Annotated in this window: 17 protein-coding genes; 12 read left to right on the top strand and 5 right to left on the bottom strand. The window is 70.4% G+C overall.

Annotated elements, in window-relative coordinates; all coding sequences use genetic code 11:
- Positions 1 to 139: 139 nt before the first annotated feature.
- The 4 genes from ACH442_RS35315 to topA all read left to right on the top strand — a co-directional run bounded on the left by ACH442_RS35315 (position 140) and on the right by topA (position 6,929).
- A complete protein-coding gene (locus ACH442_RS35315; RefSeq protein ID WP_396342413.1) occupies positions 140 to 2,542 on the top strand; it encodes a sodium-translocating pyrophosphatase in 2,403 nt (800 codons plus the stop codon).
- A gap of 103 nt (positions 2,543 to 2,645) precedes the next feature.
- Positions 2,646 to 3,176, top strand: coding sequence for a hypothetical protein (locus tag ACH442_RS35310; protein WP_396342412.1), 531 nt, complete (start codon positions 2,646 to 2,648; stop codon positions 3,174 to 3,176).
- Positions 3,177 to 3,180: 4 nt separating this feature from the next.
- On the top strand, positions 3,181 to 3,924 hold the full coding sequence (locus ACH442_RS35305; RefSeq protein ID WP_396342411.1) for a hypothetical protein: 744 nt from the start codon (positions 3,181 to 3,183) through the stop codon (positions 3,922 to 3,924).
- Positions 3,925 to 4,124: 200 nt separating this feature from the next.
- Positions 4,125 to 6,929: a type I DNA topoisomerase gene (gene topA, locus ACH442_RS35300; protein ID WP_396342410.1), complete on the top strand. Its 2,805-nt coding sequence runs from the start codon at positions 4,125 to 4,127 to the stop codon at positions 6,927 to 6,929.
- 85 nt (positions 6,930 to 7,014) lie between these two features.
- Here topA and ACH442_RS35295 read toward each other — a convergent pair whose 3' ends face one another.
- The gene (locus tag ACH442_RS35295; RefSeq protein ID WP_396342409.1) at positions 7,015 to 8,310 is read right to left on the bottom strand and encodes a D-arabinono-1,4-lactone oxidase; all 1,296 of its coding nucleotides are present in this window, start codon (positions 8,308 to 8,310) and stop codon (positions 7,015 to 7,017) included.
- 167 nt (positions 8,311 to 8,477) lie between these two features.
- Between ACH442_RS35295 and ACH442_RS35290 the strand changes: the two genes are divergently transcribed.
- A complete protein-coding gene (locus ACH442_RS35290) occupies positions 8,478 to 9,107 on the top strand; it encodes a TetR family transcriptional regulator (RefSeq protein WP_396342408.1) in 630 nt (209 codons plus the stop codon).
- A gap of 1 nt (position 9,108) precedes the next feature.
- On the opposite strand, the gene ACH442_RS35285 is transcribed toward ACH442_RS35290, so the two are convergent.
- Positions 9,109 to 10,314: an amino acid deaminase/aldolase gene (locus ACH442_RS35285; protein ID WP_396342407.1), complete on the bottom strand. Its 1,206-nt coding sequence runs from the start codon at positions 10,312 to 10,314 to the stop codon at positions 9,109 to 9,111.
- A 234-nt stretch (positions 10,315 to 10,548) separates the two neighbouring features.
- On the opposite strand from ACH442_RS35285, the gene tmk reads away from it, so the two are divergent.
- On the top strand, positions 10,549 to 12,765 hold the full coding sequence (gene tmk, locus ACH442_RS35280; RefSeq protein ID WP_396342406.1) for a dTMP kinase: 2,217 nt from the start codon (positions 10,549 to 10,551) through the stop codon (positions 12,763 to 12,765).
- Here the strand turns inward: tmk and ACH442_RS35275 are convergent.
- Positions 12,755 to 14,008, bottom strand: a complete 1,254-nt coding sequence (locus ACH442_RS35275; RefSeq protein WP_396342405.1) for a GDSL-type esterase/lipase family protein — start codon at positions 14,006 to 14,008, stop codon at positions 12,755 to 12,757. The genes tmk and ACH442_RS35275 overlap by 11 nt on opposite strands.
- 197 nt (positions 14,009 to 14,205) lie before the next feature.
- Between ACH442_RS35275 and ACH442_RS35270 the strand changes: the two genes are divergently transcribed.
- Complete coding sequence (locus ACH442_RS35270; RefSeq protein ID WP_396342404.1) at positions 14,206 to 15,261, top strand: endo-1,4-beta-xylanase; 1,056 nt, start codon at positions 14,206 to 14,208, stop codon at positions 15,259 to 15,261.
- A 261-nt stretch (positions 15,262 to 15,522) separates the two neighbouring features.
- On the opposite strand, the gene ACH442_RS35265 is transcribed toward ACH442_RS35270, so the two are convergent.
- On the bottom strand, positions 15,523 to 16,722 hold the full coding sequence (locus ACH442_RS35265) for a DNA polymerase III subunit delta' (protein ID WP_396342403.1): 1,200 nt from the start codon (positions 16,720 to 16,722) through the stop codon (positions 15,523 to 15,525).
- A 233-nt stretch (positions 16,723 to 16,955) separates the two neighbouring features.
- On the opposite strand from ACH442_RS35265, the gene ACH442_RS35260 reads away from it, so the two are divergent.
- The 4 genes from ACH442_RS35260 to ACH442_RS35245 are packed head-to-tail and all read left to right on the top strand — an operon-like array spanning position 16,956 to position 18,715.
- Positions 16,956 to 17,282 carry a YbaB/EbfC family DNA-binding protein gene (locus tag ACH442_RS35260; protein WP_396342402.1) on the top strand — a complete coding sequence of 109 codons (327 nt, stop codon included), beginning with the start codon at positions 16,956 to 16,958 and terminating at the stop codon, positions 17,280 to 17,282.
- Position 17,283: 1 nt separating this feature from the next.
- Positions 17,284 to 17,580, top strand: coding sequence for a hypothetical protein (locus tag ACH442_RS35255; RefSeq protein ID WP_396342401.1), 297 nt, complete (start codon positions 17,284 to 17,286; stop codon positions 17,578 to 17,580).
- Complete coding sequence (locus ACH442_RS35250; RefSeq protein WP_396342400.1) at positions 17,580 to 18,173, top strand: hypothetical protein; 594 nt, start codon at positions 17,580 to 17,582, stop codon at positions 18,171 to 18,173. Before ACH442_RS35255 ends, ACH442_RS35250 begins: the two co-directional genes overlap by 1 nt.
- Positions 18,174 to 18,196: 23 nt before the next feature.
- The gene (locus ACH442_RS35245; RefSeq protein WP_396342399.1) at positions 18,197 to 18,715 is read left to right on the top strand and encodes a pyridoxamine 5'-phosphate oxidase family protein; all 519 of its coding nucleotides are present in this window, start codon (positions 18,197 to 18,199) and stop codon (positions 18,713 to 18,715) included.
- Between the two features lie 53 nt (positions 18,716 to 18,768).
- On the opposite strand, the gene ACH442_RS35240 is transcribed toward ACH442_RS35245, so the two are convergent.
- Positions 18,769 to 20,307, bottom strand: a complete 1,539-nt coding sequence (locus ACH442_RS35240; RefSeq protein WP_396342398.1) for a hypothetical protein — start codon at positions 20,305 to 20,307, stop codon at positions 18,769 to 18,771.
- A gap of 156 nt (positions 20,308 to 20,463) precedes the next feature.
- Between ACH442_RS35240 and ACH442_RS35235 the strand changes: the two genes are divergently transcribed.
- Entirely contained in the window at positions 20,464 to 21,315 is an 852-nt protein-coding gene (locus tag ACH442_RS35235; RefSeq protein WP_396342397.1) for a stage 0 sporulation family protein, read from the top strand.
- Positions 21,316 to 21,527 lie beyond the last annotated feature (212 nt).

Below are 21,527 nucleotides of genomic sequence, written 5' to 3'. Positions count from 1 at the left end.
GACCTATACAGTACGCGAGTTGTCAGCTACTCGCTGGACCCGCGACCGCGGGTCTGGTCGTCGTTCCCCGCTCCCCGGGGAGCGCGCCCGGTGGTCTCGTCCACTGCCGGGTGCGGTCGGTGTGTGTAGGAGGACATTGATGTCCGGGACCTCGATAGACCTCGCCGCCGAGGGCGGCGGAGTGTCCCTCAGCGGATCCAACGTCGTTTTCGTCATCGTCGCTCTGGTGTTCGCCCTGATCGCGCTGGGCTTCGCCGCGATGTTCGTCCAGTCGGTGCTGCGCACCGGCCGGGGTACCAAGAACATGCAGGAGATCGCCGGCGCTGTGCAGGAAGGCGCGTCGGCGTACCTCTTCCGGCAGTTCAAAACGCTCGCCGTGTTCGTGGTGATCGCGGTCGTGTTGCTGTTCCTGTTGCCGGTGCACGGCACCGACAACGAGACCTGGGTGAAGATCGGAAGATCGCTCTTCTTCGTGGTGGGCGCGATCTTCAGCTCGTTCATCGGCGGCGCCGGGATGGCCCTGGCGACGCGGGCCAACCTGCGGGTGGCTGCGGCGGCGGGTGAGCCGGGCGGCCGGGAGACCGCGATGGGCATCGCCTTCCGCACCGGTGGCGTGGTCGGCTTCCTCACCGTGGGGCTGGGCCTGTTCGGCGGCGCCCTGGTGGTGCTGATCTTCAAGAGCGACGCCCCGACCGTGCTGGAGGGCTTCGGTTTCGGGGCCGCGCTGCTCGCGATGTTCATGCGGGTCGGCGGCGGCATCTTCACGAAGGCCGCGGATGTCGGCGCCGACCTGGTCGGCAAGGTGGAGAACAACATTCCGGAGGACGACCCGCGCAACGCCGCGACGATCGCCGACAACGTGGGCGACAACGTCGGTGACTGTGCCGGCATGGCCGCCGACCTGTTCGAGTCGTACGCGGTGACCCTGGTCGCCGCCCTGATCCTGGGCCAGGCCGCGTTCGGCCAGGACGGCCTGATCTTCCCGCTGATCGTCTCCACGATCGGTGTGGTGATCGCGATCCTGGGCGTGTTCATCACCAGGCTCCGCCCGTCGGACCGCAACGGCCTGACCGCGATCAACCGGGCGTTCTACATCTCCGCGGGGGTCTCGGCGATTGCCGTGGCCGTGGTGACCTTCCTCTACCTGCCGGACACGTTCGCGGGCTTCGGCGACGCGAGCATCGCCAAGGACATCGTGGACAGCGGGCAGAACCCGCAGTTCGTGGCGATCGGCGCAGTCGTGATCGGTATCGTGCTGGCCGCCGCCATCCAGGCGCTGACCGGCTACTTCACCGAGACGAACAAGCGCCCGGTGCAGGACATCGGCAAGTCGTCGGCGACCGGCGCGGCGACCGTCGTGCTGGCCGGCATCAGCGTCGGCCTGGAGTCCGCGGTCTACTCGGCGCTGCTGATCGGTGCGGGCGTCTACGGCGCGTTCCTGCTGGGCGGCACGTCGCTGACGCTGTCGCTGTTCGCGGTGGCGCTGGCCGGGACCGGCCTGCTCACCACGGTCGGCGTGATCGTGGCGATGGACACGTTCGGCCCGATCTCGGACAACGCGCAGGGCATCGCCGAGATGTCCGGCGACATCGACGAGAACGGCGCGCGGATCCTGACCGAGCTCGACGCGGTCGGCAACACCACGAAGGCGATCACCAAGGGCATCGCGATCGCGACCGCGGTGCTGGCCGCCACGGCGCTGTTCGGGTCGTACACGAACAGCCTGGTCAGCTCGCTGACCGACGCCAAGGTCGCCGACGTCCAGGGCGAGATCTACCAGTTGCTGAACATCGCGAACCCGCGCAGCCTGGTCGGTCTGCTGATCGGCGCGGCGGTGGTGTTCCTCTTCTCCGGTCTGGCGATCAACGCGGTGTCCCGTTCGGCCGGCGCGGTGGTCATGGAGGTGCGCCGGCAGTTCCGCGAGCACCCCGGGATCATGGACCGGACCGAGCGGCCGGAGTACGGGCGCGTGGTCGACATCTGCACCCGGGACGCGCAGCGCGAGCTGCTCACCCCCGGTCTGCTGGCGATCATGGCCCCGATCGCGGTGGGCTTCGGGCTGGGCGCGGGCGCGCTGGCGGCGTACCTGGCCGGGGCGATCGGCACCGGCACGCTGATGGCGGTGTTCCTGGCCAACTCCGGTGGCGCCTGGGACAACGCGAAGAAGCTGGTCGAGGACGGCGCGTACGGGGGCAAGGGCTCCGAGGCGCACGCCGCCACGGTCATCGGCGACACCGTCGGTGACCCGTTCAAGGACACCGCCGGCCCGGCGATCAACCCGCTGATCAAGGTGATGAACCTGGTCTCGCTGCTGATCGCCCCGGCCGTGGTGACCTGGGGCATCGGTGCCGACGCGAACACCCCGCTGCGGGTGAGCATCGCGCTGGTGGCGGTGGCGATCGTCGTCGCCGCGGTGGTCTGGAGCAAGCGCAAGCCCATCTCGATGGGTGACGAGGCGGCCGACGCTGCCGCGGTCGGTGCCGCGGACGCCGCCCGCGCCGCGCAGGACCAGTCGGCACGGATCAAGGACAACGTGGGCTGAGTCCCGCTCCGTCCACGGCGGGCACCCGGCACGCGCCGGGTGCCCGTTCTTTTGCACCCATCGAGGTGTGTGGAGTGTCCCACCGAGGCCGTACGCTGCTCCCATGCGCGCGGTCCGAACGATCTCTCTCGCTCTCGTCCTCGTGCTCCCCGGGTCGGCGGCGGCTTGCTCCTCCGGGCACAACGCCGAGGCCTGGGCCGCCTCGGTGTGCACCGCGCTGGTCCCGTGGCGCAGCGAGATCAGCACCCTCACCACCCGCACCCAGCAGCAGATGAGCACGCGGACCACGCCCGGCCAGGCCCGGGAGAATCTGGCCCGCCTGTTCGACGGCGCGCGCTCGGCCAGCGAGACCGCCCGGGCGGGCGTGGAGCGGGCCGGGGTGCCCGACGTCACCGACGGCAAGCAGATCGCCGCCGCGTTCGTCGGCTCGCTGGCCGGCATGCGGGATGCTTACGGCACCGCCCACGACGGCATCGCGGCCCTGCCCACCAACCAGCCGACCACGTTCTACACCGAGGTCGGCAAGGTGGTCGACCGGCTCAACCAGCAGTATGAGAAGAGTGGCCTGGACACCACGAAACTCGACTCGGTGGAGCTGAGGGACGCCTTCGAGTCGCTGCCCGAATGCCAGTGATGCGATGACCGAGACCGGGTGGCCGCTGATCCCGCGCGAGACGCTGCCTCCGCCGATTCCGGTGGAGCGGCGATCCCCGCCGCGTGACACGCCGCGCCGGCCGGACGGGCGCCAGCTCTCGATGTTCGGCGCGGAGACGACCGAGCCCTCCCCGGCCGATCTCGCCGGTCTGCTCGCCGGGCCCGGTGAGCTGGGCCGGATCGGCGGGACGGCCCGCGTCTCGGTGATCGTCGACGACGCCTGGCGGGTGCACGTGCTGGTCGCCGAATTCGTCGCGCGCGGCCTGACCGCCACCTGGGCCCCGGTCGAGGAGCCAGAGCCAGAGCCAGAACCAGAAGATCAAGACCCGATTGAGGTACGGGACGAGGAGATCCTCGACACGCCCACCGAACCGTCTCCACCCCGGTTCGAAGTGCGTACGGCGTACTCCCGGAGGTTGAACGCGCTCGCCACGGCCTGGCCGGACGCCGCCGCGCAACTGTTCCTCTCCGGTCCCCGCCTGCGGCTGTGGGTCGCCGCCGCCGGGCTGCCCCGGCCCGGCGGTTTCCGGCTGGGCCTGGACCCGGCGAAGGACCCGGTCGAGGTGGATGCCGCGCTGGTCCGGGTAGGTCTGGCCGGTCGGGTGTCGGATGACGGACGGTCGTACGTGATCGTCGGCCGGCGGCGGCTCACGCGGCTCGCTGAGCTGGTCGGCGAGCGGCCCGAGGCGGCCCCGCCCGAGATGTGGCCGGGTGGCGCGGGTGCGTGATCTTCCCGGATTGTGTCCGACATAACAGTGTCCTCCCGGTGTACGGTGTCGCGGTCGGACGCATGCGGTGGCCGGACCGTTACCATCCGACTGCGGGGTCTCCCGGGAATGAGGGCTCGTCCGGCGCGTTACGTTGAACATCTGTGCCTCGCCGGGTGAGACGACGGGGAGCGCCGAGGATCGAAACAACTGGGAGTGCCGTGCCGAGTGAAGCCAGGACGACCCGTCTGGTCATCGTCGAGTCTCCGTCGAAGGCCAAGACGATCGCCGGTTACCTGGGGCCCGACTATCTTGTCGAGGCCTCCGTCGGGCATATCCGCGATCTGCCGCGCAACGCCGACGAGGTGCCGGCGAAGTACAAGGGGCAGCCGTGGGCCCGGCTCGGCGTCGACGTCGACAACGGTTTCCACGCGCTCTACGTGGTCTCCGACAGCCGCAAGCAGCAGGTCGCCAAGCTGCAGCGGCTGGCCAAGGAGGTCGACGAGATCTTCCTCGCCACCGATGAGGACCGCGAGGGCGAGGCCATCGCCTGGCACCTGGTCGAGACGATCAAGCCCAAGGTGCCGGTCAAGCGGATGGTCTTCCACGAGATCACCAAGCCGGCCATCCAGGCGGCCGTGGCGAACCCGCGCGACATCGACCGTTCCCTGGTCGACGCGCAGGAGGCCCGTCGCATCCTGGACCGGCTCTACGGCTACGAGGTCAGCCCGGTCCTGTGGAAAAAGGTGATGCCGAAGCTCTCGGCCGGCCGGGTGCAGTCCGTCGCCACCCGGATCGTGGTCGAGCGCGAGCGCCAGCGGATGGCCTTCCGTGAGGCGGAGTACTGGGACATCCTGGCCCAGCTCTCGGTGCAGGGCTCGTCCGAGGGTGCCCGCTCGTTCCAGGCGACGCTGATCGCGCTGGACGGCGACCGGATCGCCACGGGTAAGGACTTCGAGCCCACCACCGGTCAGCTGCGCTCCGGGTCGAACGCGGTCCAGCTGGACGGCGACGGCGCCCGTGGGCTGGCCGCCCGCCTGGAGGGCCGCCCGTTCACCGTCACCCGGGTCGAGGAGAAGCCGTACCGCCGCCGGCCGTACGCGCCGTTCATCACCTCCACCCTGCAGCAGGAGGCCGCGCGCAAGCTGCGTACCTCCTCGGCGCAGACGATGCGGACCGCGCAGAGCCTGTACGAAAAGGGCTACATCACCTATATGCGTACGGACTCGGTGAACCTCTCCGAGACCGCCATCGCGGCCGCCCGCCGGCAGATCGCCGAGCTCTACGGGGCGAACAACGTGCCGCCGCAGCCGCGTCGCTACACCACCAAGGCGAAGAACGCGCAGGAGGCGCACGAGGCGATCCGCCCGGCCGGGGACAACTTCCGTACCCCCGGTGAGGTCGCCAAGGAGCTGAGCAGCGACGAGTTCCGGCTCTACGAGCTGATCTGGCGGCGCACGATCGCGTCGCAGATGACCGACGCGGTCGGTAACTCGGTGAGCGTCCGCATCCGCGCGGTCTCGACCTCGAACGAGGAGGCCGACTTCTCCGCCTCCGGCAAGACCATCACGGACCCGGGCTTCCTCCGGGCGTACGTGGAGTCCTCCGACGACGAGAACGCCGAGGCCGAGGACGCCGAGCGCCGCCTGCCGAACCTGGTGAAGGACCAGCCGCTCACCGCCGACGAGCTGAACGCGGTGGGCCACCACACCTCGCCGCCGGCCCGTTACACGGAGGCCTCGCTGGTCAAGGCGTTGGAGGAGCTGGGCATCGGGCGTCCCTCGACCTACTCCTCGATCATGCAGACCATTCAGGACCGGGGGTATGTCGAGAAGCGCGGCCAGGCGATGATCCCGTCGTTCCTGGCGTTCGCGGTGATCGGCCTGCTCGAGAGGCACTACCCACGCCTGGTGGACTACAACTTCACCGCGGCCATGGAGGGCCAGCTCGACGACATCGCGTCCGGTGATCACACCGCGGTGGACTTCCTCACCTCGTTCTACTTCGGCAGCCAGACCAGCGGGGCGGACGAGGAGATCGCCCGGGCCGGTGGCCTGAAGAAGATGGTGACCGAGAACCTCAGCGCGATCGACGCCCGCGAGGTCAACTCGATCCCGCTCTTCATCGACGAGGGGAACCGGCAGATCGTCGTCCGGGTCGGTCGCTACGGGCCATATCTGCAGCGCAAGGCGGCCCAGGTCGCCGAGGGCGAGGAGGAGGCGGCCGAGGACCGCGCGTCGATCCCGGAGGGCTTGGCGCCCGACGAGCTCACCCCGGAGAAGGTGGCGGAGCTCTTCCTGGCCGGCAACGGGGACCGTTCGCTCGGCGACGACCCGGCGACCGGTGAAGCGGTGGTGGTCAAGTCCGGCCGCTACGGGGCGTACGTGCAGTCCGGCGAGCGCAGCTCGTCCCTGTTCGCCTCGCACTCGCCGCAGACCCTCACGCTCGAGCAGGCGCTGCAGCTGCTGACGCTGCCGCGGGTGGTCGGCAAGGACGCCGACGGCAACGAGATCGTGGCCCGTAACGGGCGCTACGGGCCGTACATCTCCCGCCTGAAGGACTCGCGCTCGCTGGAGAGCGAGGACCGGCTCTTCACCGTCACGCTCGACGAAGCACTGGCGCTGCTGGCCGCGCCGAAGGCCCGGGGGCAGCGTGGGGCGCCCAAGCCGCCGCTGCGCGACCTGGAGGGCGTCGACCCGGTGTCGGAGAAGCCGCTGCTGGTCAAGGACGGCCGCTTCGGGCCGTATGTGACCGACGGTGAGACCAACGTGACGCTGCGTCGCGGTCAGATTCCGGAGGAGCTGACCCTGGAGCAGGCGATCGAGATGATCGCCGAGAAGCGGGCGAAGGGTCCGGCCCCGAAGAAGGTGGCGAAGAAGGCTCCGGCCAAGAAGGCCGCGACCAAGGCGACCACCGCGACCGCGGCGAAGAAGGCCGCGCCGGCCAAGAAGACCGCGGCCGCGAAGAAGGCGGCCCCGGCGAGGAAGACGGCCGCCCCGAAGAAGGCAACGGCCACAACGGAGTGATTCACCGCCGATGAGATGGCCGAAGACCGACTCCATCTCATCGGCTACCAGGCGAATCAGCGCGGAGCGAAGCGAGCAGTCGAACTCAGCCGAGAACCCGGTCCAGGTATTCGTTGGTGAAGACCCGGGCCGGGTCGAGGCGGTCCCGCACGGCCAGGAAGTCGTCGAATCTGGGGTACGCGGGACGCAGGTCCTCCGCCGTCCGGTAGTGCAGCTTCCCCCAGTGCGGCCGTCCGCCCAGCGGCTCGCAGAGCGCTTCGAGGCCCCGGAAGTAGGGCTCGTAGGGCACGCCCTGGAACTGGTGCACGGCGATGTAGGCCGATTCGCGCCCGTATCCGTGGGACAGCCACAGGTCGTCCGGTCCGGTGAACCGGAACTCGACCGGGAAGAGCACCTTGAACGGCAGTGACTCGATCAGCCGGGGCAGCGCGTCGATCACCTCGGGCAGGGCGGCGCGGGGGATCTCGTACTCCATCTCGGTGAACCGCACCCGGCGGGCGCTGCAGAAGACGTGGTCGGAGCGACCGGTGTAGCTGCGGGCGCTCAGCGCGCGGGCCGCGAGCGAGTTCAGGGTCGGCACCACCCCGGGGAACCGGCGCCCGATTTTGCAGACACCCTCAAAAACGGTGTTCGACAGAAAGTCGTCGTCCAGCCAGGCGCGGAACTTCGGGAGTGGCCGATCGTGCACGTCGACCCGCTTGTTGATCTTCAGGCTGGCCCGGTCGGTGTACGGGTACCAGAAGAACTCCACGTGATCGTTGGCCGGTATCCAGTCGTTGAGCCCGGCCAGCACGTCGGCCAGGGACATCGGCTTCTCGTCGGCGAGCAGGACGAACTCCGGCACGCAGCGCAGCGTGACCTCGACGAGCACACCGAGCGCGCCCAGACCGACGACCGCGGCCGGGAACTCGGGCGACTCACGGTCGTACCGCTCGATCGTGCCCTTGGCCGTGACCAGCGTGACCGCCTCGACGCAGGACGCCAGCGTCGCGTGCTCGATCCCGGTGCCGTGCGTGGCCGTCGAGATGGCGCCGGCGACCGTCTGGGCGTCGATGTCTCCCAGGTTGGGCATGGCCAGGCCATTGGCGGCCAGCAGCGCGTTGAGGCTGGACAGTCGCATGCCGGCCTGGACGGTGACGAGGTCGCCCGCCACCGAGACCGGCTGGTTCAGCCGGTGCAGCAGCATCCGCTGGTCGTCGGCGACCGCGATGGCGGTGAACGAGTGCCCGCTCCCGACCGTCTTGATCCGTCGGCCGGCCTCCGCGGACGCGGTGACCTGGGCGACCACCTCGTCGATGCTCGCCGGGGCGAGCACGTCCGCGACAGACTGCTGGTTCTGCCCCCAGTTGGTCCACCGACGGGAATTAACGGGTGTAGTCATTCCGGCTTTTGTCCTCCGTCCGGGCGGACACCAGCACCTGGCGTCCCGTCGATGTGACTCGCTCGTTGATCCGAGTAACGTTCGATTTATCACTGAGATCTATTCATGACCATGCGGGTTTTTCGCCGTCGTGAACAGGTCTCACTGCTGAGAGGGAGTGGCGACGCGTGTCGACACCAACCGTCAGCACCGGACCGCTGCGGCGGGTTCCGGTGCAGGGCAGAAGCGTTGCCCGGGTCCAGCGCATGCTCGATGCGTGCGCCGAGCTGGTGGACGAGGTCGGCTATGAGGGCCTGACCACGACGTTGCTGGCCGAGCGGGCCGAGGTCGCCATCGGCTCGGTCTACCAGTTCTTCCCGGACAAGCGGGCCATCGTCCAGGCCCTGGCTCTGCGCAACATGGACGCCTACCTGCAGAGCCTCTCCGACCGGTTCGCGGCGGAGACGTTCCAGCACTGGTGGGACGCGGTGGATGCGGCCATAGACGGTTACATCCACATGCACCGCAGCGTTCCGGGTTTCCGCACGCTGCACTTCGGCGACGTGGTCGACCTGCACCTGCTCGACTCCGACCGGGACAACAACGCGGTCATCGCCGAGCGCCTGGCCGAGCTGCTGACCGACCAGTTCCGCCTGGTCGACCGGAACCGGGTCCGGTTCGCCCTGCAGATCTCGGTCGAGGCCGCGGACGCACTGATCAAGCTGGCGTTCCGGCGCGACCCGGCCGGTGACGAAGCGGTGCTGACCGAGGTCAAGGCGCTGATCCGGGAGTACCTCCACCGGCACGTCCAAGCCTGACTCAACCCAGGAAAGCATGGCCCTCGCCCCGGTATGTCGGGGCCGGCGAGGTGTTGCTGCCGTCGATCAACTGCAACTCGTTGACGTGCTCGCACATCTCGCCGGCCTTGGCGTGACGGAACCACACCCGGTCACCCGGGCGCAGCCGCTCGGCGGCCTCACCCAGCAACGGGGTCTGCACCTCACCGGGGCCCTCGTCGCCCTTGAAGGACAGGCCCTCGGGCAGGTAGGGCTGGGGCAGCCGGGACGTCTCGGCCGGCCCGGAGGCGATCCAGCCGCCACCGAGCACGGTCGCGATCCGCGGCGCGGGCCGCCGGACCACCGACAGCGCGAAGAACGCGGCCGGGGCCGGCTGCCAGTTGCGGTAGGCGTCGAACAGCGTCGGGCCGTAGAGACCGGAACCCGCGGTGACCTCGGTGACCGCGGGGTCGGCGCTGGTCGCGGCGATGCTGCCGGTCCCGCCGCCGTTGACGAACTCCAGGTCGGCGTGCTCGCGGACGGCCCGGACCGCGGCCGCACGCCGGTCCAGCAGCTCCGGGAAGGCGCGGCTCTGCATGATCCGGATGGCCCGGCCCCGCACCGCCCGCCCGGGCGGATCGTCGCCGACCCCGGCGATGTGCGCCTCGTAGGACATCATCCCGACCAGCGCGAACCCCGGCCGGGCGGCGATCGTGCGAGCGAGCGCTCCGGCCTGGACGGCCGAGTGCACGGGGGAGCGGCGCACGCCGACGTGCAGGGAGCCGGCCGGCTTCCACGAGGCGTCCAGCTCGATGCAGAGCCGGACGGCCGGGCGGCTGCCCGGGGCCGAGACCTGATCGACCAGGTCGAGCTGAGACGGGTGGTCCACCATGATCGTGATCGCGGCGGCGAGGCGCTCGTCACCGGTCAGCTCGCGCAACGCGGCCCGGTCCACGGTCGGATAGGCGACCAGTGCGTCGTCGGTCACTCCGGCACGGACCAGCCAGATCGCCTCGGCCAGTGTGTACGCCATCACACCACGCCAGCCGGGCCGGGCCAGAACGCGTTCCAGCAGCTTCCGGCACCTTACGGACTTCGTCGCCACCCGGATCGGTTTACCCGCCGCGCGAGTGCTCAGCTGATCCGCGTTGTCGTCGAACGCGGCCAGATCGACCACCGCCAGCGGGGTCTCCAGGTGGTCGGTGGCCTTCTCCAGTCGCTGACGCAGGGCATTGCGGTCGGTGAGCACATCGGCACGCTATCCCGATCCGCAGCAACGCGAAAGACATTCATCTCTACTCCACTCGATGGTGCGAACCCCCGATGACCTGGTCCGGCCGGATACAGTGCTCCGAGCAGTGACCACGGGGAGGTAGGGGCCATCGACACGGAAAGCCGCCAGGAGACCGCATCGGTCGACCTATCGGGCGCGGCCGCGCTCCGTTCGGTTCTCCGGATCCGTCCGTTCCGCCGCCTGTGGCTGGTGCTCGGCGCCGCCTCGTTCGGCGACTGGATCGGTCTGCTGGCCACCAGCATCTTCACCGCGGCGCAGTTCAAGCAGCCGGCCGCGCAGGGTGTGGCGTTCGGCGCCACGATCGCCGTGCGCCTGCTGCCGGCGCTGTTCCTCGGCCCGATCGCCGGCGTCTTCGCCGACCGGTTCGACCGCCGCTGGACGATGATCATCACGGACCTGCTGCGGTTCGTGATCTACGCGTCGATCCCGCTGGTCCCGGTCTTCGGCGGGTCACCCGGCCTGACCGCGATCTGGGCGACCGTGGCCACGCTGATCGGCGAGACGATCACCCTCATCTGGATCCCGGCCAAGGAAGCGGCGGTTCCGAACCTCATCCCGAAGTCCCGGATCGAGGTGTCCAACCAGCTGACGCTGGTCACGACGTACGGGATCACGCCGATCCTGGCCGCCCTGAGCCTCTCCGCGATGACCGCCGGGCTGCAGCAGTCCGGTGCGTCACTGCCCGACTGGCTGCAGCCGGTGCAGATCGCCCTCTACCTGAACGCGCTGTCGCGCCTGGCCACCGCCTTGGTCGTCTTCTTCGGCATCAAGGAGATCGGCGGTCGCAGCGCCGAGCGCGAACATGCCGCGGCCGAGCAGAGCATGACCCGGCAGTTCCTCGACGGCTGGAAGTACATCGGCAAGACCCGGCTCGTCCGTGGCCTGGTGCTGGGCATCTTCGGCGCGTTCGCGGCCGGAGGCGTGGTGATCGGCGCCGCGAAGACGTACGCGGTCTCGCTCGGCGCCGGTGAAGCGGCGTTCTCGCTGCTCTTCGGTGTGATCTTCCTAGGCCTGGCGTGCGGCATCGGGCTCGGCCCGCTGATCGTCCGCGACCTGTCCCGGCGTCGCTGGTTCGGCATGAGCATCGTGCTCTCCAGCGGCTCGGTGATGTTCCTCGGTGTGGCCTTCCACCTGTCCATGGCCCTGTTCGGGGCGCTGCTCGTCGGTGCCGGCGCCGGCATGGCGTTCCTGGCCGGCACCACCCTGCTCTACGGCGAGGTCGAGGACGCGGTCCGCGGCCGGGTCTTCGCCGTCGTGCAGATCGGCGTCCGGATGGTGCTGCTGGCCGCGATCACCCTGGCCGGCGTGCTGGTCGGCCTGGGCAGCTCCCGCCGGGTCGAGCTGGGTGCCGTGCACTTCGACGTCTCGTCGACCCGGGTGCTGCTCCTGGTCGCCGGCGCAGTCGGGATCTGGGTCGGCATCGGGGCGTTCCGCCAGATGGACGACAAGAAGGGCGTGCCCGTCCTCGCCGACCTGATCGGGTCGGTCCGCGGGCGGCCGCTCGCCCCGCCGGAGGAATTCGTCCGCAGCGGACTGTTCGTGGTCTTCGAAGGCGGCGAGGGCGCCGGCAAGTCGACCCAGCTCACCCTGCTCGCCGAGGCGCTGCGCGAGCAGGGGCAGGACGTGGTCGTCACCCGGGAACCCGGCGCGACCCCGCTCGGCGGGCGGATCCGCCGACTGGTCCTCGACCACTCCGAGGACGGCCCCTCCCCGCGGGCGGAAGCACTGCTCTACGCGGCCGACCGCGCCCACCACGTCGCCACCGTGGTCCGCCCCGCGCTGGCCCGCGGCGCGGTGGTGATCAGCGATAGGTATGTGGACTCCTCGCTCGCCTACCAGGGCGCCGGGCGGACCCTGCCGGTGCAGGAGATCTCCTGGCTCTCGTCGTGGGCGACCGGTGGGCTCAAACCCGATCTGGTGGTGCTGCTCGACGTGGATCCCGGGGTCGGGCTCGGCCGGGTCAGCACCCGGGGCGTGGGAGCGGATCGGCTCGAGAGCGAGTCGAAGGCGTTCCACGAGCGGGTGCGGTATGCGTTCCTCGACCTGGCGGCGGCTGATCCGAAACGGTATCTGGTGCTGGATGCGGCGCGGCCGGCCGAGGAGATCGCGAACGTGGTGACCGCGCGGCTGGCCGACGTGCTGCCGGTGCCGGCTTCGGAGCCGGCGGACACGACGTCGACCCCCGAGCCGGTGGCGGCCACCCCCGCTCCCGTCTCCTCAGCGTCGTCGGCGGCCACGCCCGCTCCCGTCTCTTCAGCGTCGTCGGCGGCCACGCCCGCTCACAGCTCCATCGAGGCGGCGGCAGCCTCCTCCGCGCCCGCGAGATCGTCGACGGCGGAGGAGGAGGAGTCCGAGCTGGAAGAGATCGCTGAAGCCTTCGGCCTGGACGAATCGCCTAAATCCTGAAAAGCCGCAGCGGCACAGCGGCGGCCATCGCAGCCATCCCGGCATCATTGGGGTGCAGATGGTCGCCGCTGTCATACGCGGCCCGCAACCGCAGCGGATCCCCCGGATCCCGCACCGCAGCGTCGAAATCGATCACCCCGTCGTACTCCCCGGACCCCCGGATCCACCGGTTCAGCGCCGACCGCTTCCGCTCGTTCTCCACGCTGTAGAACCCGAGCGTGTCGTCCTTGAACGGCAAAATCGTCGCACCGTAAGCCCGCAGCCCGGCCTGATGCGCCCGGGCGATCAGCTGCCGGTGCCCCCAGATCAGATCGTCGGCGGTGACCACCTCGTCCGGCGGCGCCGACGTCCCCGGGTGTCCCAGGTCGTTGACCCCGAGCAGCACCACCAGGAACTCCGCCCCGGGCTGCGCGACGACGTCCCGATCGAACCGGCGCAGCGCGCTCTGCCCGAAATAGGCGGCATAGCCCACGGCCGGGCTGCCCGCGGGCGGATGGGGGTCATGCAACAGCCGGTTACCCGATACGCCGACGTCAGCGACCCCGAGGTGGTGGCCCAACCGCGCTGAAAGCAGGTCCGGCCAGCGATGGTTAGCGTTCGCCGCGGTGTTCGCACCGTTCGTGATCGAGTCGCCGAGTGTGACGATCGCCCCGCCGGACGCTCGCACGCTCACGCCGGACAGGAACAGGTACTGCTGGATCGTGCTGGTCGGCGTGACCGTGCGCGCGCCGGTTACGTTCCCGGCGGCGATCACGTTGTCCTGGAACGCGAACGCGGCCAGCGTCGTGACCGGTGTCCGCGCCGGCAGGTGCACGCTGATCACCAGATCCGTGCCGCCGCCGACGCGCAGGGCGACCGGGTCGCTGACGATCGGCGCACCGGCCGGGACGGTCACCGCCGTACGCCCGCCGAACGTCACCCGATGATCAGTTCCGGCCACCGCCTCGGTGCTCGCACCGCTGCCGGAGCGCTGCGCCACGTGCACCTCGCCGATCCGCAGCGGCGTGTCCCCGAACTCGTTGGTCAGCCGGATCCGCACCTGGTCGCCGCCCGCGCTCAGGTGCACGACCTGGCGCACGGTCTGGTTCTCCAGGATCAGGGGAGGGGTCGGCGGAATGGTCGTCGGGACCGCCGCCCAACTGGCGATCCACCGCTTCGCGCGGGCCTGAGCCGGGTTTTCGTAGAGCGCGCCGGCGGCTGCGGCACCGGCGGAGAGGGCGAGCAGCTGACGTCTGGTGGACATGGCACGCTCCGAAAGTTTCGGAAATCTCCGGGACAGATCTCCGTAACGTAGAGCCGCCGATCTATACCGTCAAGGGTAGAACATCGCCTGCCGCACCATGCGAACGCTCCGATGGTCATCGATAGACACCGTTGACCATCGGCGGTCACTGTGCATAACGTTTCGGCTAGTCCTCGTAACTTTCGGAGGCACTGCAGATGAGATTTGGTCGCATCGCCGCGTTCCTCGCGGTCAGCCTGGCCGTGGCCGGTTCCGCCCCGGCCAGCGCCCACCCGTCCCCGGCGCCCGACGACGGTTCCCTGCGGGCCGCGGCGCGTGGCTCCGGGGTGCACATCGGAACCGCGGTCGACATGGCCGCGCTCGACGCCGACGCCGCGTACAAGGCGGCCGTCGCCCGCGAATTCGACACGGTCACACCCGAGAACGTCATGAAGTGGGAGGTGGTCGAGCCGCAGCCCGGCGTCTACGACTGGACCGCGGCCGACCGACTCGTCGATTTCGCCCGGAGGAACGGTCAGCTCGTCCGCGGGCACACGCTCGTCTGGCACAGTCAGAATCCGGCGTGGCTCACCGAGGACGCGTACACGCCCGCACAATTGCGCGCGCTCCTGAAAAAGCACATCTTCGACGAGGTCGGCCATTTCAAGGGCCGGATCTGGGCCTGGGACGTCGCGAACGAGATCTTCAATGACGACGGCACGCCGCGTGACACGATCTGGTCGCGGGCACTCGGCCCCGACTACGTCGCCGACGTCTTCCGCTGGGCTCACCAGGCCGATCCCAAGGCGCTGCTGTTCCTCAACGACTACAACAACGAGGGCGTGAACGCGAAGAGTGACGCCTACTACGCCCTGACCAAGCGGTTGCGCGCGGCCGGCGTGCCGGTACAGGGTTACGGAATGCAGGGTCACCTCGGGGTGCAATACGGATTCCCCGGTGACGTCGTGGAAAACGTCCGCCGCTTCGACAAGCTCGGGGTGAAGACCGCGTTCACCGAAATCGACGTCCGCATGATCCTGCCGCCGGACGCCGCCAAGGTGCAGGCTCAGGCCGAAGGATTCGGGTTGCTGCTGCGGGCTTGCCTGCTGGCGAAGAATTGTGTCTCGTACACGGTGTGGGGATTCACCGACAAATACTCGTGGGTGCCGGGATTCTTCGACGGCGAGGGCTCGGCGACGCCGCTCGACGAGAATCTGCAGCCGAAACCGGCCTATGACACGCTGCGAGAGACGTTCCTGCTGGTCCGGCGCTGACCGCGGACCCGGTTGAAGGCCAGGCTGCGCCGGCACCGTCCGTCGGCGCAGCCTCTTCACCTCACCAGCCGAATCCCGAACTGTGCATTCATCTTCCCGTCTCCGCTGTGGTCCGGGTCGTCGCTCCCGCGGGGACCCTTCCGGGCCGAGCAGGGCGCGGGGCGCCCAGAACGCTCAGCCCGAAAGGGCGGCGTCCGTGGGTGGTCCCGGTCAGAGCGCAGTTCTGGCTGTTTCCCGGCCTGTGAATGGGCGCGTGCTGGGTCAGCCCTTCCAGAGGTTCAGCATCATCGTCTCGACGGCGATCTCCGGCTTGACGTTCAGGTTGATCGACTCGCGGCAGGCCAGCACCGCCTCCAACCGGCGCAGCGCGCTCTCCGGAGTCCACTTCCGCGCTGCCGCCTCCGACTGCGTGGACACGTCCCCGTGCACGACCGCGACCGGCGCGCGCAACGCCGTGATCAGCACATCCCGATAGAACCCGGCCAGGTCGACCAGGGCGCGATCGAGCGCGTCCCGCTGCGCCCGGGTGGCCCGGGACTTCTGCCGTTTCTCCAAGTCCTTGATCTGGCCGGCGGCGCCGCGCATCGCCCCGGCCGCCCCGCGACCGGTGCCGCCGGCGCCCAGCGCCTGCTCCAGCGCCGAACGCTCGGCCGCGTCGGACTCCACGACACTGGTCGCGGCCTCCGATTTCGCCGACGCGACCAGCGCCGCCGCCACGTCGAAGCAGGCCCCGACCCCGGTGAGCCGTTTCGGCACGGCCAGCACCGCCTCACGCCGGGACCGGGCCTCCGGATCCGCCGCCAGCAACCGGGCCCGCACGAGGTCACCCTGCGCCGCCGCGGCTGCCCAGACGGCCGTTTCCGGCGCGAGGCCGTCCCGCTCGACCAGCGCGGCGGCCACGGCGTCGGCCGGTGGCTGCCGCAGCGCCACCACCCGGCACCGGGACCGGATGGTCACCGAGATGTCGTCGGGGTGGGTCGACGGGGTGCACAGCAGGAAGACGGTCCTCGGGGGTGGCTCCTCGATGGCCTTGAGCAGCGCGTTGCCGGCCGCCTCGGTGAGCCGGTCGGCATCCTCGATCACCACGACCTGCCACCGCCCGCCGGACGGGGCGGTCGCCGCGCGCAGCACCAGCGCCCGCATCTCACCGACGCCGATGGAGAGGCCTTCGGGCGCGACGAACCGTACGTCAGCATGAGTCTTGCCCAGAACGGTGTGGCAGCCGTGGCACTCACCGCACCCGGCGCCGGCCCGCTCGCACTCGAGCGCGGCCGCGAACGCACGCGCGGCAAGCGTCCGCCCCGCGCCGGGTGGACCGGTGAAGATCCACGCGTGGGTCATCGCCCCGCTGCCGACCTGCTCCCCGGCGACCACGCGCGCGGCCGCCGAGGCGGCCTGGAGCAGCGTCGCCACCGCGTCGTCCTGCCCCACCAGGTCTGCGAACACCCCATCCGGACTCACCCGACGATGGTATTGCCCACCCCTGACAACTCCCCCGACGACCTGTCCTGCCCTTGCCGCTGTCACCCGGCGCGGCCGGTGCTCCTGACTCAACGTGATGATCAACGGTGATCTTGGTGACGCTGCGTCCGCGCGGGAAAGTTATCCACAGAGGACTCCACGGCGCTCGCGATCCCGGTAGATTCGGTCCCGGAACGCGACGGTGGCATGACGCGTGGTGAGGAGCCTGGTGCATGGCCCGCGAGATCGACGAGGCGTGGATCGACGACGCGATCGATCGCTACAAGCGCGTCGAGAGTCTGCGCGCCGAGTTCGACCGGGCCGTGGCGGCGCACCAGGTCTCGGTGCACTCGCCCGATCAGTCGATCGAGGTGGTGGTGACCGCGGCCGGCGACATCGTCGACGTCCGGGTGCGCGGCGGCCTCGACCGGCGTGACACCGCCGAGTTCTCCCGCCAGCTGAAGGCCGTCGTCACCAGCGCGACCGAGGCGGCCCGATGGGCGCGGGAAAAGCTGCACGCCGAGGTGTTCGGCGCGTTCCGCGCACTGGAGGGTTCCTGACATGGACCGGCTCGCCGACCAGATCGACCAGGCCGTCGCCGCACTGACCACGATGGACCGCCGCGTGCCGCAACTGCTGCCGGCTGCCGCCGCGTTCGGCGCCGACGACACCGGCCGCCCGGGCCGCCTCGGCCGGCAGCTGCACGACAGCTGGACCGCGGTGCTGCAGGCCCGGGCCGAGGAGGCGGCCGGAATCTCCCAGCGCCTGTCCGATCTGGCCCAGGCGGTGCGCAGCAATTCGCGGGGTTATGCGGAGACCGACGAGACGGTTCGCCGCCGCTTCCTGAAGGGGCTCTGATGGACCGCCTCGACCATCTCCTGACCACCGCTGAGCCCTTGCTGACCCGTGTCGACCAGGTCCTCTCGGCGACCGGCGCCCCGGCCGGCCACGACGTCTGGCCGCAGTTGCGCCGGGTTCGCCTGCTCCCGGGTGATGCCGCCCGCGCGGTCGCCGCGCTGCATCCGGCCGCGGTCGCCGAGACCGTGCCCGAGTTGCGCGTCCAGGCACAGGCCTGCGCCGACACCGCGGATGCCCTGCCGCTGGCCGCGACGTGGACGGGTGACGCCGCCGAGGCGTACGAGTCGGCCCGCCGCCGCACGGCCGAGCAGTTGAACCTCGGTCCGGAAAGCCTGTCCCGGCGCATGACCGCCACCGCGGACCTGGCCGACGCCCTGTCCGGCTGGATGACCCGCACCCGGGCCGGGCTGGCCGGCACGCTGGCCGGCGTCCTCACTTCGGCCGAGGCCCTGACGCTGGTGGCCGGTGCCGGGTTCCCCCGGCCGGAGGAGACCCGTGCCGCCGCCGACGTGGCCGCCGTCCTGCTGCGTTCCGTCGGTGACAGTTACGACCAGGCCGAGGAACTGCTCGACGACGCCCAGGCCCTGAACTAGGAAACGACCGATATCGTTCATCGATGCCGTTGACCAACCCTTGGCTGGCCGAGCCCGCTCCGACCCGCCGCCTCGCCCGGGACCGGCTCGAGGAACGCATCCGGAATCTGCTCGCCGCTCAGAACATGTGCGTGCTGGCCACCACCGGCGCGGACGGGCCGCTGGCGACGCCGGTGCGGTACTACTCGCTGGGCCTCGCGATCATGTTCACCGCGTCGCCGCGTTCACCGAAGATGCGCAACCTCGCGGCCGACCCCCGGGTCTCGGCCGGCATCTTCGCCCCCTTGGTCGGCCTGGCCAGCAGCCGTGGCGCGCAGATCTTCGGCCGCGCCCGGGTGCTCGGTCCGGACGATCCCGCCAAAGCACCGTTCTGGGAGGCCTTTCGCTGGGAGAGCGAGCACGTCGAACGGGGTCGCCCGCTCACCGAGCCGCCGTCCGAGACCTTGGTGGTGATCGAACCGGAGCGGATCGTCTACACCGAGCACTGGTTACGCCGTGACGGCTTCGCGCCGCGTCAGATCTGGCGCCGCGACGAGCCGTGATCCACTGTGGTCGCCCACCGGGCCGGCCCGATCCGGCCACGGTAGGCGACCGGTCAGACCGTCCGGCGACGCCGGAGGCCGCTCAGCAGCAGGGCGAACACGCCACCGGCGAGCAGGCCCGCGCCCGTGATCAGCATCGGGGCGAGCCCCGGCCCGGTCAGCGGCAACGTGCCGTTGCGGACCCCCGACTCGACGACCGGTTTGCCGTGCTCCGGCGCGACCGCGGCCGCTTCCAGCACACCGATCCCCAGGTCGGCGACGACAGTGGACGATGCGTACCCCGCTTTGCCGCGGCCCTGGTCCGCCGCCGGTCGCACCATCGAAACCTTGATCGCGGTGGCTCGGGCCGCCAGCGCATGCCTCTTGGACGCCTGCCGGACGTTGCCGAGCGACACCCGCACGACGGCCTTGTCGTCCGCCGGAGCGCTCTCCCCGGCCGGGGCGCCGCTGGACGGTGTCGGAAGTCCGGGGATCGACGGGAGTGGCGATCCCTCGGACGGCAGGACCGGGACCGTCGATGACTCAGCCACCCGTCCAAGATTACTCACCGTGATGTCTACGTGGTCACTGGCAGTGCTCAACGTCGTACGGGAAATGGTTGGTCCTGAGATTTCGACGACCGCGGGCCGGTAGCGGACCGTGCCCCCGGCGGTGGCCGACATGCTGACCCGCAGGGTCGGCGCCCGCAGCACCTTGACCTGCACCTCGCCGCCGGCCAGGGTGAACCGCCCGGCGCTCATCGTCGACGAGGCGACCGCCAGCGCGCCGTTGCCGTGCCCGCTCAGGGCGGTGCTGCTCACGGCCGACAGTTCCTGCGGTACGTCGATCAGCCCCCCGCCCAGCGTCATCCGCGCAACCCGCGTGCCCGAACGCGACGTCTCGCCGTCAGCCGCCGCGCACCCCATCGCCGGCTCCCAGTGCGCGTGCGCGGACATCGCCCCGGCCCCGATCCGGATCGGCCCGAACCGCTTCGACCCGGTGTGCTGTTCCAGCGCCGTGCCGTGCGACGGCGGCGCCTGCTGCAGCACCTGCTCGGCCGCGGGAGCCCCGGCGACCCGCCCGTCCAGCAGAAGTCCCGCCGCGGCGGACTTGACCGGCGCGTCCGCGATCATGACGCTGCGCGAGTCGCCGACGCCGACCCCGCTGATCACCTGGGCGTCGTCCCCGTCGGTGGCCGTGTCGCCGGCTCGGTGAGCGGCCGGGACGTGGCCGGATTCTTCCGGGTCGGCCCCGGCCACGCTCCCACCCGTGGCCGGGGCCGGCCCACTCCCACCCACAACAACGTCTGCTTGGTCGGCCGAGGCACCCCCGTCGACCTGCTGCAAAGCATCCGACGCCGAGACCGGCGGCCGCTCCCCGCCGTCCCGTTTCGTCAGCCCGGCCCCGTGGTCCCGCTTCTTGGCGCCCCGCAGATCGAGCCGCTCGATGCGGAGGAACTCGGCTTCCGACTGCGCCGCGTACCGTCCGGCCCGCTCGCAGGGTGCCGGCGCCCGGTGCGGCGGCGAGGCGGCGTGGGCCGGCAACGCGATGGTGAGCGTGCTCGCGAATCCGAGCGCAGCGACGCCGGCGGCCAGCGAACGAACAGGTGTCATGGCGGTTCCTTTCGACGCGGGCCGCCGCGGCGGCGTCTACGGGACTGGCCAACGAAGGTCGATTAGGGCGGTTGCGCCGCATCTATGCGACAACCCGCGCGGGTAGTTCAAAACCGGCATTTGGTGCGGCTTGTGCGGCGTCGTAGGGTTGACCGCATGGGCATGCTGTGCGCGGTCAGCTTCAACCGGTACGGCCGCCTCTACTACCTCGACCCGGCCGGGTTCACCCCGTCCGTCGGTGACCGTGTGCTGGTCCCGACCGATGACGGCCCCGAGGTGGCGGAGTGCGTCTGGGCGCCGCAATGGGTCAGCGAGGAAACCGACGGCTTCCCCAAGATCGTGGGCATGGCCGTCGACGACGACCTGCGCCGCGACGAGACGCTCCGCAAACGCAAAGCCGAGGCGAAAGTCGCCGCCAAGAAACTGATCAAGGCGCACGACCTGCCGATGAAGGTCGTCGCCGTCGACCACGTGCTCGACCGGACCGGCGGCAACGGCGACCGGACCACGATCTACTTCACCGCCCCGCACCGCGTCGACTTCCGCTCGCTGGTCCGCGACCTCGGCGCCTCCCTGCACTGCCGGGTCGAGCTGCGCCAGCTCTCCGCCCGCGACTCGGCCCGCGTCCAGGGTGGCATCGGCTCCTGCGGCCGCGACCTGTGCTGCGCCACGTTCCTGACCGATTTTGAACCGGTCACCATCCGCATGGCCAAAGATCAGGACTTGCCGCTGAACCCGCTGCGCATCTCCGGCGCGTGCGGCCGCCTGATGTGCTGCCTGAAATACGAGCACCCTCTATATCAGACATTCCAGGCATCGGCGCCGGCCATCGGCAGCCGCGTCACCAGCCCCGAGGGCGACGGCCGGGTCGTCGCCCACAGCGTCCCGAAGGACGCGGTCGTCGTCCGCCTCGACGCCGACGGCTCGCGTTGCTCCTGCTCACGCGCCTCGGTCTGCGCCCCGCGCCAGGCCCACGACGCCCACTACAACCCGGACCCGCCGGCGTAGGAACGCTCAAACCGAAGATCACATTCTTCATTGCCTACGTTCGCTGTGGTCCCGATCGTCGCTCCCGCGGGGACCCTTCCGGGCCGAGCAGGGCGCAAGGCGCCCAGAACGCTCAGCCCGTAAGGGCGACGTCCGTGGGTGGGCACGGTCAAGGCAGCAAACCCGTCCACGCAGTCGAGCAACCCGCGCAGTCCCGCCGCGATCTCCGCGGT

The sequence above is a fragment of the Actinoplanes sp. NPDC020271 genome (assembly GCF_044388125.1).
GTDB lineage: Bacteria > Actinomycetota > Actinomycetes > Mycobacteriales > Micromonosporaceae > Actinoplanes.
This window is presented reverse-complemented; position numbering and strand designations above follow the sequence as displayed.